Genomic DNA, 15,631 nt, shown 5'->3' with positions numbered 1-15,631 from the left:
CACCGCACCGCAAGAAAACCCACCACTACCACTCACCTGCCCAACTCAAAGACGAGGAGAGGTCTCCATGACCCAGTGGCCCATCTACGACGACGCGTCGGCGGTCTTCCCGATCTACTCGCGCGCCAACATCGGCGAGATCTTCCCCGACCCGATCAGCCCGCTCAACGCGTCGGCGGGCTTCCAGGCGAACCTCTCGCCCGGCTGGGACGACGCGTTCGTCGCGTGCGGGGTGTGGGACCATGCCACCTACGACTCCGCCGTGCAGCACAACGTGCTCCCCGCGTTCGGCAGCTACCTCTACATCAACATGTCCCTGATGCGCCTGTTCGGCGTGCGCGTCCCCGGCATGACGCCGGAGGCGGTGGATCTGCAGTACTTCGGCGACCTGCCGGGGATCCCCTCCTACGAAAGCGAAAAGCGCGACTTCGACGAGAACCCCGAGTTCGAGGCCACGGCCGGGCAGTGGCTGGCCGAGCAGGTCCTCGGCGCCACGGACCTCGCGGCCTACGACGCCGACCGCGGCACCGTCGAGGACATCCGCAAGAACCGCCCCGCCATCGCCGACCTGGGCAACCAGCAGCTGCGCGAGCGGATCACCTCGTTCGGCGACGTGCTCCGGCCGCTGCTGAGCCGCCACATCGAGGCGAGCCTCAAGGCCGGCGTCGGCCTGGGTGCCGTCGCGCAGTTCACGGAGGCGATCGGCCAGCCGGAGCTCGCGCTGACGCTCGTGGCCGGAATCGGCGACATCGACTCGACCGGCCCGTCCACCGGCATGTGGGCGCTCTCGCGCCTGGCCCGCACCGGCCCGGTGGCCGCGTTGTTCGACGAGGGCCAGGACAGCCTGATCGAGCGCCTGCGCGCGAGCGGCGACCCCGAGGTCGTGGCGTTCACGCGCCGGCTCGACGAGTTCCTGGCGGCATGGGACTTCCGCGGCCCGTCGGAGTGGGAGATCCGCGCGAAGACCTGGGGCGTGAAGCCTTCACTTGTCCTGTCCACTGTGGACCGCATGCGCCAGGCCGACGACTCCGCGTCGCCCGCGGTGAAGAACGCCGAACGCGTCACGCAGCGCGAAGCGGCCTCCACCGGCGTACGCGCTGCCCTGGCGGGCAACGACGAGGCACTGGGCCAGTTCGAGGCCGTGCTGCACGCGGCCGCGCTGTGGCTGCGGGGCCGGGAACGCGGCCGCACGTCGTGCGCCATGGTCATGCACGAGCTGCGCCTGCCCGCGCTCGAGCTGGGCCGCCGCTTCACCGCCGAAGGGCACCTGGAGCGCCCCGAGCAGATCTTCATGCTGTTCGCCGGCGAACTCGACGCGTTCCTGGCCGACCCGGCGAGCTTCAGCACGACGCTGCGCGACCGAGAAGCGGCATACCTGGACCTGTTCGACCGCGAGCCGCCGTTCGTGGTGGTGGGCCAGCCGGAGCCGGTGGAGAACTGGCCGCGCCGCTCGGGCCGTGAGGTGCGGCCCGCCGTCGCCGGCGAGGTCATCCAGGGCGTGCCCGGCTGCAACGGCTCCACGCGCGGGCGCGCCCGCGTGGTCACGAACGCCGACGACCCGTCGGCCCTGGAGCCCGGCGAGATCCTGGTGGCCCCGCTGACCGACCCGTCGTGGACGCCGCTGTTCGTGCCGGCCGCCGCGGTGGTCGTGGACGTCGGCGCGCCGTTCTCCCACGCCGCGATCGTGAGCCGCGAGCTCGGCATTCCGTGTGTGGTCTCGGCGACGGCCGCGTCGGCCCGGATCCCGGACGGCGCCCTCATCGAGGTCGACGGCACCACCGGCACCGTCACGGTGCTGGAAGTCTAGGCACGGCAAGGGAAAGGGCCTGCACTCCGCGTGGGGTGCAGGCCCTTTCCCTTGGGGCTCAGCGTTTCACAAAGTCAGCCTTCGTCGGCGGCCGAGCGTTCCCGGCCGGCGGACAGCAGGAGGTCCTGGTGCAGTTCCATCCAGATGTCGTGATACGAGTCGGCCATCGGCCGCGCGAACGCCGCGGTCTCCCCCGCCCGCACGCGCTCCAGCGCGCCGGCGAGGCGCACCGGGTAGGTGCCGAATCGGCCGGCGGACGCGGTGAGCTCGTCGAGCAAGCCGGTCACCTTCGCGTCCACCTCCGCCAGCGACTCGACCACGCCGGCGTCGTACCCGGCGTCGGCGTGGTCGTTCGGCTCGCCGGACGGGCGCAGCTGCCAGGCCGAGCAGACGCGCTTGAACTCGCCGTTCACGGGCAGAAAAGCTTCGTAGGCCGCGGAAATCGCCTCGGCGGAGTCCGCGACGTCGGCCGCGAGCAGCTCCGGGTGGGCGGCGCGGCCGGCCGGCGTCGGCATGGTTCCGGCGAGCCGGCCTTCCCGGCGCACGGCGAGCCCGTCCGCGACCAGCGCGGCGACCTCGGCGGCCACTTCGTCGGCGGGCAGCCCCGTGAGCGCCTGCAGCACGGGGTCGGGAGCCAGGCCCTTCACGCGCAACGCGTGGAGCACGAGGAATCGCGCTCGGGTGGACGTCGTCATGGGTCACGCTCCTTCGCCGGTTGCACCGGAGTCGACGGACAGGATTCGGTCACGCAGCAGGGTTTTGTTCAGCTTTCCCGTCGGCAGCCGGGGCAGGCTCGCCACGAACTCGACGCGCCGCGGCGCCTTGAACCCGGCAAGCCGCTCGCGGCAGTACTCGATCAGCTCGGCCCCGCTCACGTTGCCGGCGCGCTCGCCGGCCAGTTCGACGACGGCCGTCACACCTTCGCCGAACTCGGGGTCGGGCAGGCCGATCACGGCTGCGTCGGCCACCGCGGGGTGGGTGAGCAGGGTGTCCTCGACCTCGGTCGGGTAGACGTTCACGCCGCCGGAGATGATCGTGTGTCCCTCGCGGCCGACGAGGTAGAGGAACCCGTCCTCGTCGAGCCGGCCCAGATCGCCGACGCTGCGCAGGTCGGCGCCCGCGTCGCCCGCGTTGCGGTAGGCCGAGCCGCCCGGCGCGAACCACACCTTCCCGACGGTGCCCGCCGGGACCTCGCGCCCGGCGTCGTCGGTCACGTGCACGCTGCCGGACAACGGTTTCCCCACCGTGCCCGGATGCGCCAGCGCGTCGTGCGGGCCGACGTAGGTGTGGCCGTAGCCCTCGGACGCGCCGTAGTACTCGTGCAGGATCGGCCCCCACCAGTCCATCACCGCCGCCTTCACCTCGGGTGGGCACGGCGCGCCGGAGGTGAACGCGACGCGGTGGCTGCTCAGGTCGTGGCGCGAGCGGGCCTCCGGCGAAAGGCGCAGCAGCCGCAGCAGCATCGTGGGCACCCACTGCGAATGCGTCACGCCGTGCGCCGCGATCGCCGCGAGCGAACCCTCCGCGTCGAAGCGGTCGAGGCACACCACGGTGCCGCCGAGCGAGAGCGTGATGAGCTGGAAGGTGAACGGCGCGGCATGGTAGTTCGGCGCCGGCGAGAGGAACACGGTGTCAGCGGCCAGCTCCAGCTTCGCCGCGAGCCCCGTGTGGCGGGCGGGCGCGTCGCCCGGGTGCACGCCGAGCAGCTGCTGGCGGAACGCCTTGGGCCGCCCGGTGCTGCCGCCGCTGTAGAGCACCCGCGCGCCGAGCAGCTCACCATCGATCGGCGTCTCGGGCAGGCCGGCCACGGCGTCGCCGAGGAACTCCGGCTCGCCGCCGGGGTCCACGGACAGCAGCAGCGCCGGCTTGCCGACCTCGCGCAGGGCCTCGGCGACGACGTCGGCGCAGCGGGCGCTGGTGACGATCGCGCACGAGACACCGTCGCCCACCGCCTCCGCAAGCAGCGGGCCGAGCTCGCCGCTGCGCAGGTGCCAGTTCACCGGGGTCACGTAGAGTCCGGAGCGCATTCCCGCGGCGACGAGCACCGGCCACTCCAGCCGGTTCTCGAGCACGAGCAGCAGCGCGCCGCCGGGGCCGATCCCCCGCTCGCGCAGCAGGTGCGCGACCTGGTTGGAGCGGGCCTCGAGTTCGGCGTAGGTGAGGCTCGCGCCGCTCGGCGCCATCACGTACGCCCGGGCGCCGGGCCGCTCGCGCGCAATCGGGGCGGGGTACACGCCATCGACCTCCTTCTCGATTGTTTGTGAATGCTATGTCACGAACGAGCGCCACCGCAACGCTCTTGCTTAGCCCTTCCGTTCTCCGACGCGATGTGATGTAGTGATTGAGCGTTCGCAATCCAGCAAGGCGCAACAGAAGGGACAGCGGTGTCCGAACAGACGTCCGGCGCGACAGCCGTCGACCTCATGGATCTGGACCTGTTCGCATCGGGCTCCGACCACGAGGCGTTCCGTGAGCTGCGTGAGCACGATCCGCTGCACTGGAACGACGAACCCGGCGGCCGCGGTTTCTGGTCGGTGACGCGGTACGCGGACATCAAGCGCATCGCCGCCGACCACGAGAGCTTCTCCTCCGCCGAAGGGACGCAGATCCCGGACCGCCGCGCCGAGGGGCACGGCGAACCCAGCATCCACAACATGGACCCGCCGCGCCACGGGGCGCTGCGCAAGCTCGTGGTGCCGCACGTGCGGCCCGCGAAGGTCCGGCCGCTCGAGGGCGACATCGTCACGGTCATCGACGAGCTGCTCGACACCGCGCTGGCCCAGGGCGGCACGTTCGACTTCGTGCACACGGTGGCCGCCCAGCTGCCGCTGCTGGTGATCGGCCGCCTGCTCGGCGCGCCGCCCGAGGCGTGCCCGCACATGCAGCGCTGGACCAACCAGATGGCGTCCGACGACCCGGAATACAGCACGGGCCCGGAGACCGCCGCCCGAGCGCGCGACGAGATCTTCTCGTTCTTCCACGAGTTGGAGGCGCAACGGCGGGCGAACCCGGCCGAGGACCTGGTGAGCGTGCTCGCCCACGCCGCGCCGGGCGGTGAGCCGCTCAACCGCGGCCAGCTCGACGCGTACTACCTGCTGCTCATGGTCGCCGGCAACGAGACCACGCGGAACCTGCTCACCGGCGGGATGATCGCGTTCGGCGCGTTCGAAGAGCAGTGGGCCGCACTGCGCGCCGACGCGGACCGGATCCCGGGCGCGGTCGAGGAGATGGTGCGCTGGGTGTCGCCGGTGCTGTGCATGCGGCGGACCGCGACGCGTGACGTCGAGCTGCACGGCCGCACGATCGAGGCCGGGCAGAAGGTGGTGCTGTGGTTCGCCTCGGGCAACCGCGACGAGACGGTGTTCGCCGCGCCCGACGAGTTCCGCGCCGAGCGCGCGCCCAACGAGCACCTCGGCTTCGGCTGGGGCGTGCACGCCTGTCTCGGCGCGCACCTCGCGCGGCTGGAGGCGCAGCTGTTCCTGCGCCGCCTGCGTGAGCGCAGCCTGCGCGTGGACGTGCAGGCGCCGCCGGAACGACTGCGCAGCAACTTCTTCCGCGGCGTGAAGCGGCTGCCGGTGCGGCTGGTGAACGACCGTGGCTGAGCAGTGGCTGGGGCGCGCGGCCTGCCTCGTCGGCGGTGAGTGGCGGACGCCGAACGGCCCGGCGATCCCCGTCGTCGACCCGTACACCGCGCAGCCCGTCGGCGAGACGGCCGAGGCCGGTCCTGGCCTCACCGCCGAGGCCGTCGCCACGGCCGAAGCGGCGCTCCCGGCGTGGGAACGGACCGGCCCGGCCGATCGTGCGGACCTGCTCGACCGGCTGGCCGACCTGCTGGAGGCCCGCTCGGGCGAGCTGGCGGCGCTGATCACGCGCGAGATGGGCATGCCCGCCACGCTCGCGACGGCGAGCCAGGGCGACCTGCCGCCGCGGGTGCTGCGCGCGTTCGCCACGGCCACGCGGGCATTCGGCTGGACCGAGAAGATCGACGGCGCGCACCTGCACCGCGTGCCGCTCGGCGTGGTCGGCGCGATCACGCCGTGGAACATGCCCGCGCACCAGATCATCGCGAAGGTCGGCGCCGCGCTCGCCGCCGGCAACACCGTGGTGCTCAAGCCGAGTGAGGCCACGCCGTTCGACGCGAACCTCATCGCGGCCGCCGCGCTGGAAGCCGGGTTCCCGCCGGGAGTGTTCTCGGTCGTGCAAGGCACCGGGCCGGTCACCGGCGAGGCGCTCGTGGCCGATCCGCGCGTGGCCCACGTGTCCTTCACCGGCAGCGTCCCGGCCGGGCAGGCGATCGCCGCGCTCGCCGCTGGGCACACCGCGTCGACCACACTGGAATTGGGCGGGAAGTCGGCCGCGGTGCTACTGCCGGACGCGGATCTGGCGCGCGCCGTTGCGGCGGCGGTGAAGAGCGGCCTCGTGAACTCGGGCCAGGCTTGCAACGCGACCACGCGGATCGTGGTGCCACGCAGCGCGCTCGCCGACGTCGAAGCACTCGTCGTCGACGCGCTCGACGCCGTGGTCGCCGGCGATCCGCGTGACCCGGCCACCACGTTCGGGCCGCTGGCCTCGGCACGCCAGCGCGACCGGGTGCGCCACCTGCTCGACACCGCCGGCGACGACCGCGCGGTGACGCCGCCGCTTCAACTGCTGCCCTCACGCGGGTTCTTCGTCGGCCCGCGCGTCTACTTCGGACTCGACGCCCGGCATCCGCTGGTGCGCCAGGAGGTGTTCGGTCCCGTGCTCGTCGTGCAGTCCTACACCGACGAGGCGGACGCCACCGCGGTCGCGAACGACAGCGACTTCGGCCTGTCCGCCGAGGTCTGGTCGGCCGACCCCGACCGGGCCGAGAGCTTCGCGCGGACGCTGCGCGTGGGCCAGGTCAAGATCAACGGCGTGCGCACCCGCGAGCGCCCCGGCGTGCCGTTCGGCGGCCGGAAGTCCTCCGGCTACGGCCGGGAGCTCGGCGCCGAGGGCATTGCCGACCTCACCGCGGTGCAGGCGGTGCTGCGATGACGCGCCGGATCCTCGTCACGGGCGCCGCTTCCGGCGTCGGCCTCGCGCTGGCCCGGCAGCTGACCGACGAAGGCGTGGCTGTGATCGGCGTCGACCGCGCCGAGATCCCCATGCCCGTGGACCGGGCCCTGCGGGTGGACCTCACCGATTTCGCCGCCGTGCGCGAGGTCGCGGCGAGCGTCACCGAGCTGGACGGCATCGCGAACGTCGCCGGCGTGCCCGGCACCGCGCCCGCCGCGACCGTGCTCGCGGTGAACGTGGTCGGCACCCGCGTGCTCACCGAAGCGCTGCTGCCACGCCTGGCCGAGGGCGGCGCCGTGGTGACGGTGGCGTCCATCGCCGCCCACCGCAACACTCTGCCGGCCGAAGCCCTCGACCGGCTGTGCACTGTGGACAGTGACGTCGAGCTGGCGGACTGGCTGGCGGAGTACCCGTTGTCGGGCGCTGCCGCCTACGACACGTCGAAAGCCGCGCTCGTCGCGTGGAGCGCGCGGCTGGCCGCCCGGCTGCTGCCGCGCGCCCGCGCGGTGAGCGTGAGCCCCGGCCCCGTGCACACGCCGATCCTGGCCGACTTCCGCGCGTCGATGGGCGCCGAGTCGATCGACCGCGCCGGCGCGGTGGTCGGGCGGCACGCCCAACCCGGCGAGGTAGCCGCAGCGGCCGCGTTCCTGCTCAGCCCCGCGGCCTCCTGGGTCAACGGCATCAATCTGCCCGTCGAAGGCGGCCTGGCCGCCGCGCGCACGCACCTGGCCGCGGTGCCCCCATCCAGCACCGTCGAGCCCAGCACCGTCGAGCCCAGTGCCGTCGAGCCCAGCACCGAAAGGACCACCCGGTGACCACCACGGCGCCTCCCGAGCCGACCGAGACCGTGCTCCCCCTCGACGGCACGCGCCCGCTGGGCCGCGACCTCGTGGGCGGCAAGGCCCACAGCCTCAACCGGATGCGTTCGCTCGGCCTGCCGGTGCCGCCGGCGTTCGCGATCACCGTGGACGTCTGCACCGCCTACCACGCGGGCGGCACGCTGCCCGACGACGTCTGGGCGCGGGTCCTCGACCGCCTGGCGCACCTGGAGGAACGGACCGGCCGCCGCTTCGGCGGACCGGGCTGGCCGCTGCTGGTCTCCGTGCGCTCCGGCGCCGCCCGCAGCATGCCCGGGATGATGGACACCGTCCTCAACCTCGGCCTGACGCGGGAGCTGCGCGACGCGCTGGCCGAGCAGTCGGGCGACCCCGAGTGGGCCGCGGACACGTGGGAGCGGTTCGAGCGCTCGTACTCCGGCATCGTCGGCGGCCCGCCGCCCGAGGACCCGCGCGAGCAGCTGCGCGCGGCGATCGGCGCCGTGTTCCGCTCGTGGTTCTCGCCGCGCGCGGTGAGCTACCGCCAGCACCACGGCATCACCGATCTCGGCGGCACGGCCGTGACCGTGCAGGCCATGGCGTTCGGCAACCGCGACGCCGAGTCCGGCACCGGGGTGCTGTTCAGCCGCGACCCCGGCACCGGCGAGCCCGGCGTCTACGGCGAGTGGCTGGCCCGCGCGCAGGGCGAGGACGTCGTGTCCGGCGAACGCACTCCGGCGCGGCTCGACGAGCTGGCGCGCACGCAGCCGGGCAACCACCTTGAGCTGCTCCGCCTGGCCGGAGTGCTGGAGCGTGAGTACCGCGACATGGTCGACGTGGAGTTCACGATCGAGTCCGGCACGCTCTACGTGCTGCAGGCCCGGGCCGGCAAACGCACACCCGGCGCGGCGGCGCGCATCGCCGTGGACCTCGTCGGCGAAGGCCTGATCGACACCGACACGGCGCTCGCGCGCGTCACCCCCGCCCAGGCCACGCAGCTGCTGGAGACGGCCGGCGCGGCCGAGGGCGTCGAGCTGGCCCGCGGCACCGGCGCGGGGCCCGGCCTGGGCGTGGGCAAGGTCGTGACCGACCCCGACGAAGCGCTGGACGCCGCCGACGACGGAACCGCGGTGGTGCTCGTGCGGCCGTTCACCTCCCCGGAGGACGTGCCGGCGATGTTCGCCGCGGCCGCCGTCGTGACTGAGCACGGCGGGTCGACCTCGCACGCGGCGCTCGTGTGCCGCGAGGCGGGCATCCCGTGCGTGGTCGGCTGCGGCGACGGCACCCTCGACGCGCTGCGCGGCCGCCTCGTGACCGTCGACGGCACGACCGGCGCGGTGCTCGACGGAGACCGGGCGAGCGGAGCGGGCACGACCTCCGACGGCCCCGCGGCGACGCTCACGGAGTGGGCCTCCGCGCGGACCGGCGGCGACGGCGCGCTGCCCGAGCTGCTCGCACTGGTGCGCAGTACTGATCCGGCCAAAAAGTAGGCCCCCCGCGGCACGTAGCCGTTGCCGCGAAGCCATTCGGCCGTGACTGTGGTCGGATTAGTAACGATCGGCACAGTAAGGTCAGCGGACGCGAATGACCGGTTGGGTGAGCAGAAGATGAGCAGTAGCACGCAGGAAACGACCGGCGAGGACCGGGCGGAGGCCGCGCGCGTGCGCGTCCGCGAGCTGATCGCCGCGCTGCAGCCCGACGCGGTGGACAAGCGCCCCAACAAACGCGGCGCGCAGACCCGGGACAAGCTCGTGCAGGCGGCCACGGCGTGTTTCTCCGAGTACGGCTACACGCGCACCCGCGTCTCGGACATCACCAACCGGGCCGACACCGCGCAGGGAAACTTCTATCGCCACTTCACCAGCCTCGACGACATCTTCCTCGCGGCCCTGCAGCCGGCGCTGGAAGAACTCGCCGCGGCCTCGGCCACCGCGCCGCGCTCCGGCGACGAACAGCACCACCTGGTGGAGCAGACCATCGCGTACCTGCACTCGTATGCGCGCAACCGCCACCTCCTGCGCGTGATGCGCGAAGCCGCGGCGGCGAGCGAGAACGAGGGGTTCCTGCAACTGTGGCTGCAGGTGCGGTCCGGCTTCGTGCACCGCACCGAACGCTGGCTGCGGCGGCTGCACGAGAACGGCGTGATCGACGAAACCCAGTACGAGCTCCACGCCGAAGCGCTCGGCTCCCTCATCGAGCAGATGGCCTACGTCCACATCGGACTCCTGCCCGTGACCCCGCGGCCCGAGCGCATCCAGGACCTCGGTTCGGTGATCGGCCAGATCTGGTACCGATCTCTACCGTTCGTGGCCGACCGCTAGACGGATCCGAGGCTTGGCCCGAGGATGGGCCAATGGCGACCACCGAGACCCGCGCGGATGCCCTCGCGGCCGACTTCGGAATTCCGCGAGCCAGGCGCGAGGCGATCTCGCACGCCTCGGCGGAGCCGAGGCAGACAACACGGCGGGGCGATGACCGAAGTCCTCGCCCGTCACATGGGCCGCGGTCGCTAGCCGCCGGGTCCGCTGGACGAATCCCCCGTCCGGCCCGAGCATGAGGAGATGACCGAAGTCCTCGCCCGTCACATGGGCCGCGCGGGCGAGCTGCTGCGTGCGGACGGTCCGTTCGCGCTGCGGATCGTGGTGACGGCGGCCGTGGCGTGGCAGATCTGCGTGTGGCTGGGTGCGCGGCAGCCGCCGGTGTACGCGGTGATCGTGCCACTGGTGTCCATGCGGGACGCCCCGTACTCGACGTTCAACGTGTCCCTGGCGCGCCTGGCCGGCGTGGTGTGCGGGCTGTCGATCGGGATCCTCGTGCTGCGGGTGGTCCACCCGTCGGCCGGGGCGCTCGCACTCGTGCTGGCCCTGGCACTCGCCGTGGGCATCGTGCTGCGGATCGGCGGCACGCTCAACATCCAGGTCGCCGTGTCGGCGCTGCTGGTGTTCGCCAGCACCGACCCGGACTCCTACGCGGTGTCGCGCCTGTGGGAGACGGCCGTCGGCGCCGGGGTCACCGTGGTGCTCGCGCCCCTGCTGCTGCCCGCGAACCCGGCCCGCACGTTCGTGAAAGAACTCCACGAGACCGCGGCCGAGCTGGCGCAGAACCTCCGGGCGCCGGTCGGCGAGGAATCGGTGCGCGCGGTCGAGACCCGCGCCCGAGCGTTGCCCGGAAAGCTCGCCCTGGCGCGGAAAGCCGTGCGCTGCCACCCGTGGTGGCGCCGGACCGAGACCGACCACCTCGCCACGCTCGTGCCCCTCGCCCGCACCGCCGCCGACATCGGCACCCTCGTGCGCATCCACTTCGAGGACACCACCGAACTCGCCGCCCGCGGCGAACCGATCGACACGTCCGAAGTCGCGGGCTCCCTCTCCGATGCCGTGACCGCCGTCCTCACCGGCACGCCCGACCCGTCGGCCCTCGCCACCGCCAAAGCCGCCATCCTGCACAACGCCGAAACCGACGGCACCCGCCTCGGCGCCATCGCCCGTCGGCCCCTGCGGCGCATCGCCGCTCTCCTGCGCGAACCACCCACCGAGTGACCCCCCATCGCGCCGCCCTCGCCCGCCCCACCCCACACGCGAGATCACGCCGGCTCCCGCCCCACCCCACACGCGACATCACGCCGGCTCCCGGCGCAACCCCCACGCGAGATCACGCCGACTCCCGGCGCAACCCCCACGCGAGATCGCGCCGGCTTCTGGACTGAGCGATTTTCACGCGGCCCCTGGGCCGCGTGAAAATCGGGAGGGAAGAAGCCGGCTCGAAGCGATCTCGCACGCCTCGGCGGAGCCGAGGCAGACAACACAGCCGGCTCAAAGCGATCTCGCACGCCTCGGCGGCGCCGAGGCCAAATTACCGAACTCCTGCTGTTCACGGTCGTAGCGCTGCGTGAGGCCGTTGCCGTAGCGGTCCCACCAGTTCTGGGTGTGCCCGCCCTGCGTGGTGGTCGTGGCGCCGTAGACCTGGCGGTCGTACTCGATGCGGGCGTCGTGGAAGTCCTGTTGGAACTGCTCGGGGGTGAGGCCCTGGATGTGCTGCACCGCGGCCGGGTCGAGGGTGCCCGCGCTGCGGACGATGTCGGCGCCGCCCATGTGGTTGAGGATGGCGCGCACGCCGCCGGCGCCGCGCATGTGCGCGCCGGACATCACGGCGGCCTGGGTGCCGGGGTCGGTGAAGGCGAGGGCGCCGGCCGTGCGGGCGTTGGCCGACATGAGGCGCGCGACGACGGCGTGTTCCTCGGCGCTGCCGATGCCGTACTGGTTGCGCACGGCCGTGATCTCGTCCTAGCCGTTGTGCATGTTCTGGCGGAAGCCGTAGACCTCGGGCACGCCGCCCTGCTCGCCGGTCGCGCCTTCCAACCGCATGATCGAGTCGACGACGCGGTCGTCCAGCTGCGTCGGCGCGGCAGCCGGAGCGGCCGCGCCGCCACCAGCAGCAGCCTGCGTACCGCCGCCAAGCCCCTGCGCCACGGCCGTGTCGGCGTCGGTGTACCCCTGCACCGCCGACTGGACCTTGCCGCTGACCTCGCCGATGAGGTTCACGAACTTGCCGAGCGAGGAGACCAGCTGCGATTGCAGCGTCGAGTTCGCCGCGGCCACCCCGCTGCCGATCCCGGCGAACGAGAGCGCGTCGATCACGAGTGACTCGAGGTCGCGCGTCGAGGACAACGCCGAGGAGCCCAGGCTCTCCACGTCCTTCACGATCGACGACACTTCGGGCGAGCTCACCCGGTAACTTCCCGCTGTCATGCCTGCTCCGTCCGACTCGGCTGCTTTCCCGTCGAGAATTCCCCACCCACCGCGCCGGGCACACGGCCGAATTACCCACTCGCGGACCCCGCCCGTATCGAATCGGAGCCGGGTGGGTATTTGTGGCACATGGAGGCGGACGAAACCCGGCACGAGCGGGTCGACGAGGAGATCGAGCGGCTGGACGAGCGGCTGTGGTCGATCGCCCGCGCGCTCCACGCCGGCCCCGAGCCGGCCAACGCCGAGCACGAGGCCGTCCGCGCGCTGACCGGCGAGCTGGCCGAGGCGGGCTTCGCCGTCGAGCCCGGCGTGGCGGACCTGACCACGGCGTTCACCGCGTGCCACGGCGAAACCCGGCCGTGCGTGGCGCTGCTGCTGGAGTACGACGCGGTGCCCGGCCTCGGGCACGCGAGCGGGCGCAACCTCGTCGCGGCCGCCGGGCTCGGGGCCGCGCTTGCCGCGCGGGCCGTCACCGGCGACGAACGCGGCTCGATCCTCGTCGTCGGCTGCCCCGCCGCGGAACCGGCCACGGGCAAGGCCGCCCTCGCCGCCGCCGGGGTGTTCGACGACGTCGACGCGGCACTGGTCTTTCACCCAGGCACGCACTCCTGGACGTGGGCGCCGCTGACCGCCCGTACAGACGTACGGGTGACCGTGCACGGCCGCGCCGCACACCCGACCGCCGTGCCGCGCCGCGGTGTCGACGCGGTGGCCGCGCTCGTGCAGACGTTCACCGCCGTCGCGGCACTGCAGTCGCGCCTGCCCGCCGGCTTCCACGTGCAGGGCATCATCACGCGCGGCGGCGAGTCCACCGCCGTCGTGCCCGACCTGGCCGAGGCGTGGTTCGGGCTGTCCGCGCCGACCACCGCCGCGCTCGAAAAACTGGTGTCCGACGTGACGGCGTGCGCCGAGGGCTCGGCCCTGGCCACGGGCGCGAAAGCCGAGACCGAGCCGCTCGGCCCCGGCTGCGCGCACTTGCGCGACAACCCTGTGCTGTCGGCCCACTTCGCCCGCCACCTCGCCGCGCGCGGCATCCACGCGACGCCGCCGGATCCGGGTGTGTTCCCCGGTTCCTCCGACGTCGGCGACGTCAGCCTGAAGGTGCCCACGATCCACCCCTTCATCGCGATCCTCGACCCCGGCCACGCCGAGCGCACGCCGGAGTTCGCCGCGGCGGCCGCGTCCCCGCGGGCCCGTTCGGTGCTCCTCGCGGCGGCCGCGGCGCTCGGCAGGACCACGGTGGACCTGCTGGCGCACCCGGCGCTGGTGAGCCAGGCGTGGGACTGCTTCGCCGACCAGGCCCGCGCCGAGCGCACGGGCTGACCCCGAAAAGGACGCGGAAAGGACCACCATGGCCGACGTGCTCACCTTCGGGATCGAAGAAGAGTTCCTCGTCGTCGACGACCGGGGACGCCCGGTGCACGCGGCCGACGCCGTGCTGGACTCGGCCGGCGACAGCGGCGTGGGAGATCTCCAGCAGGAGCTCACCAAGTCGCAGGCCGAGACCGCGACCGGCATCTGCGTGACCCGCGACGAAGCCGTCGAGCAGCTGCAGGCGATGCGCACCTCGCTCGCCCGCGCGGCCGACCGGCGCGGGCTGCGGATCCTGCCCTGCGCGAGTCCGCCCGTCTCCGCCGGCGAGCTCCCGGCCATCACCGCGACCCCGCGCTACCGGCGGATGGCCGCGCACTTCGGCGCCACCGCGCGCGCCACGCTCACCTGCGGCTGCCACGTCCACGTCGCCGTGCCCGACCCGGAGACCGGCACGCGAGTGCTCGGGCACGTGCGGCCGTGGCTGCCCGCGCTGCTCACCGTCACGGCCAACTCGGCGATCGCGGACGGCATCGACACCGACTACTGCAGCTGGCGCAACCAGGAATGGGCGCGCTGGCCCTCGGCCGGGCCCCCGCCGCGCTTCGCCTCGCACGCCGACTACGAGGGCGTCGTGGACGCGTGGCTGCGCGCGGGCGCGATCCTCGACCGCGGGATGGTCTACTGGGACGTGCGCCTGTCGGAGAAGCAGCCGACAGTCGAGTTCCGCGTCGCAGACGTCGCCGCCACCGCCGAAGAGGCCACATTGCTCGCCGTGCTGTGCCGCGCACTCGTGGCCACGGTGCTCGACGCCGGAGATCCCCCGCACCTGTCCAACGAGGTGCTGCGCGGCCAGCTCTGGCGCGCCGCCCGCGAAGGCGTCACAGGCCATTGCCCCGACCCGGCCACCGGCGACCTCCTGCCTGCCGTGGAGGTGCTCAAGCGGCTGGCCGAGTTCTGCGCGCCCGCGCTCCGTTCTGCCGGCGACACCGAGTTCGTCCTCGAAGGCCTCGCGCGGCTCGCTCGCGACGGCGGCGGAGCCGACCGCCAGCGCCGGCTCTTCGCGAACCGGGAAAGCGCCCTCGACGTCGTCGACCGCTTCGCCGTGCCGACCGGCGCGGCGAGACCGGCGACAGCCTGACCCGCCCGGACGGTGGCCAGGCGGTCACCCGGTTACGATAAGTGGTCAGCTTCGAGACCCGCCCCCAGTCCCCGGTCCCAAGTGGAAAGGCAGCGACATGCCTGTCGAGCCTCGGTTCGCCGGCCCGGTGCGGGTGCTCCTCGTCGAAGACCACGACATGGTGGCCCAGGCTCTCGAGCTCGCCCTGCAACGCTCCCCCGCGATTTCCGTGGTCGGGCGCGCCAGCTCGCGCGAGGCCGCGACAGCCGACACGGCCCGGCTGCGGCCGGACGTCGTGGTGCTCGACCGGCGACTGCCCGACGGCGACGCCGTGGCCGCGATCGGCGACCTCGCCGCGCTGGGCTCGCGCGTCCTCGTCCTCACCGGCGACGCCACCCCCGCCGTCGCCGCACGCGTGGCCGAGGCCGGCGGCCAGGGGCTGCTGCTCAAGTCGGCGCCGCTGGACCAGCTGGAGTCGGCCGTGCAGCGCGTCGCCAAGGGCGAGGTCGTGTTCGACGCCGCCCTGCTGCCCGGCGTGCTCGACCAGCTCACCGGCCGGGCCCGCGGCAACGGCTCGGCGCTGACCGCACGGGAACGGGAAACGCTGCAGTTGCTCGCGGAAGGCGCCAGCACGGAGGAGATCGGCGACCGCCTCGGCGTCACCCGCAACACCACGCGCAACCACGTGCAGCGCGTGCTGGAGAAGCTCGGCGCGCGCTCGAAGCTCGAAGCGGTCGCCCTCGCACGGCGCGAGGGCCTGCTCGATTGATGCACCTGCGTCAGTGACGCGGTC

Annotated in this window: 14 protein-coding genes; 10 read left to right on the top strand and 4 right to left on the bottom strand. The window is 73.2% G+C overall.

From position 1 onward, the window contains the following. Positions 1 to 67: 67 nt before the first annotated feature. On the top strand, positions 68 to 1,807 hold the full coding sequence (locus AB0383_RS32210; RefSeq protein ID WP_364184704.1) for a PEP-utilizing enzyme: 1,740 nt from the start codon (positions 68 to 70) through the stop codon (positions 1,805 to 1,807). Between the two features lie 74 nt (positions 1,808 to 1,881). Here the strand turns inward: AB0383_RS32210 and AB0383_RS32205 are convergent, their stop codons facing one another. Together AB0383_RS32205 and AB0383_RS32200 are read right to left on the bottom strand one after the other, a co-directional pair. Next, complete coding sequence (locus tag AB0383_RS32205) at positions 1,882 to 2,502, bottom strand: MarR family transcriptional regulator (RefSeq protein WP_364184702.1); 621 nt, start codon at positions 2,500 to 2,502, stop codon at positions 1,882 to 1,884. A gap of 3 nt (positions 2,503 to 2,505) precedes the next feature. Next, complete coding sequence (locus AB0383_RS32200; RefSeq protein WP_366189337.1) at positions 2,506 to 4,041, bottom strand: AMP-binding protein; 1,536 nt, start codon at positions 4,039 to 4,041, stop codon at positions 2,506 to 2,508. A gap of 150 nt (positions 4,042 to 4,191) precedes the next feature. On the opposite strand from AB0383_RS32200, the gene AB0383_RS32195 reads away from it, so the two are divergent. The 6 genes from AB0383_RS32195 to AB0383_RS32170 all read left to right on the top strand — a co-directional run bounded on the left by AB0383_RS32195 (position 4,192) and on the right by AB0383_RS32170 (position 11,198). Next, a complete protein-coding gene (locus AB0383_RS32195) occupies positions 4,192 to 5,409 on the top strand; it encodes a cytochrome P450 (RefSeq protein ID WP_364184698.1) in 1,218 nt (405 codons plus the stop codon). Beyond that, a complete protein-coding gene (locus AB0383_RS32190) occupies positions 5,402 to 6,823 on the top strand; it encodes an aldehyde dehydrogenase family protein (RefSeq protein WP_364184696.1) in 1,422 nt (473 codons plus the stop codon). Before AB0383_RS32195 ends, AB0383_RS32190 begins: the two co-directional genes overlap by 8 nt. Further along, a complete protein-coding gene (locus tag AB0383_RS32185) occupies positions 6,820 to 7,659 on the top strand; it encodes an SDR family oxidoreductase (RefSeq protein ID WP_364184694.1) in 840 nt (279 codons plus the stop codon). The genes AB0383_RS32190 and AB0383_RS32185 overlap by 4 nt, the downstream gene beginning before the upstream one ends. Next, positions 7,656 to 9,149 carry a pyruvate, phosphate dikinase gene (locus AB0383_RS32180; RefSeq protein WP_364184692.1) on the top strand — a complete coding sequence of 498 codons (1,494 nt, stop codon included), beginning with the start codon at positions 7,656 to 7,658 and terminating at the stop codon, positions 9,147 to 9,149. The genes AB0383_RS32185 and AB0383_RS32180 overlap by 4 nt, the downstream gene beginning before the upstream one ends. 117 nt (positions 9,150 to 9,266) lie before the next feature. Beyond that, the gene (locus tag AB0383_RS32175; protein WP_364184690.1) at positions 9,267 to 9,980 is read left to right on the top strand and encodes a TetR/AcrR family transcriptional regulator; all 714 of its coding nucleotides are present in this window, start codon (positions 9,267 to 9,269) and stop codon (positions 9,978 to 9,980) included. A gap of 240 nt (positions 9,981 to 10,220) precedes the next feature. Further along, a complete protein-coding gene (locus tag AB0383_RS32170) occupies positions 10,221 to 11,198 on the top strand; it encodes an aromatic acid exporter family protein (RefSeq protein WP_364184688.1) in 978 nt (325 codons plus the stop codon). 273 nt (positions 11,199 to 11,471) lie between these two features. On the opposite strand, the gene AB0383_RS32165 is transcribed toward AB0383_RS32170, so the two are convergent. Continuing rightward, positions 11,472 to 11,927 (bottom strand): hypothetical protein, encoded by a 456-nt coding sequence (locus tag AB0383_RS32165; RefSeq protein WP_364184686.1) that lies wholly within the window; start codon positions 11,925 to 11,927, stop codon positions 11,472 to 11,474. Between the two features lie 15 nt (positions 11,928 to 11,942). Further along, positions 11,943 to 12,407, bottom strand: a complete 465-nt coding sequence (locus tag AB0383_RS32160; RefSeq protein WP_364184684.1) for a hypothetical protein — start codon at positions 12,405 to 12,407, stop codon at positions 11,943 to 11,945. Positions 12,408 to 12,536: 129 nt separating this feature from the next. On the opposite strand from AB0383_RS32160, the gene AB0383_RS32155 reads away from it, so the two are divergent. From AB0383_RS32155 to AB0383_RS32145, 3 genes are all read left to right on the top strand, one after another. Beyond that, positions 12,537 to 13,730: an amidohydrolase gene (locus AB0383_RS32155; RefSeq protein WP_366189336.1), complete on the top strand. Its 1,194-nt coding sequence runs from the start codon at positions 12,537 to 12,539 to the stop codon at positions 13,728 to 13,730. A gap of 28 nt (positions 13,731 to 13,758) precedes the next feature. Further along, positions 13,759 to 14,859 (top strand): glutamate--cysteine ligase, encoded by a 1,101-nt coding sequence (locus AB0383_RS32150; protein WP_366189335.1) that lies wholly within the window; start codon positions 13,759 to 13,761, stop codon positions 14,857 to 14,859. A 97-nt stretch (positions 14,860 to 14,956) separates the two neighbouring features. Continuing rightward, entirely contained in the window at positions 14,957 to 15,607 is a 651-nt protein-coding gene (locus AB0383_RS32145; RefSeq protein WP_366189334.1) for a response regulator transcription factor, read from the top strand. The last annotated feature ends 24 nt before the right edge of the window (positions 15,608 to 15,631 follow it).

Source organism: Amycolatopsis sp. NPDC051373 (assembly GCF_040689465.1).
Lineage (GTDB): Bacteria > Actinomycetota > Actinomycetes > Mycobacteriales > Pseudonocardiaceae > Amycolatopsis.
This window is presented reverse-complemented; position numbering and strand designations above follow the sequence as displayed.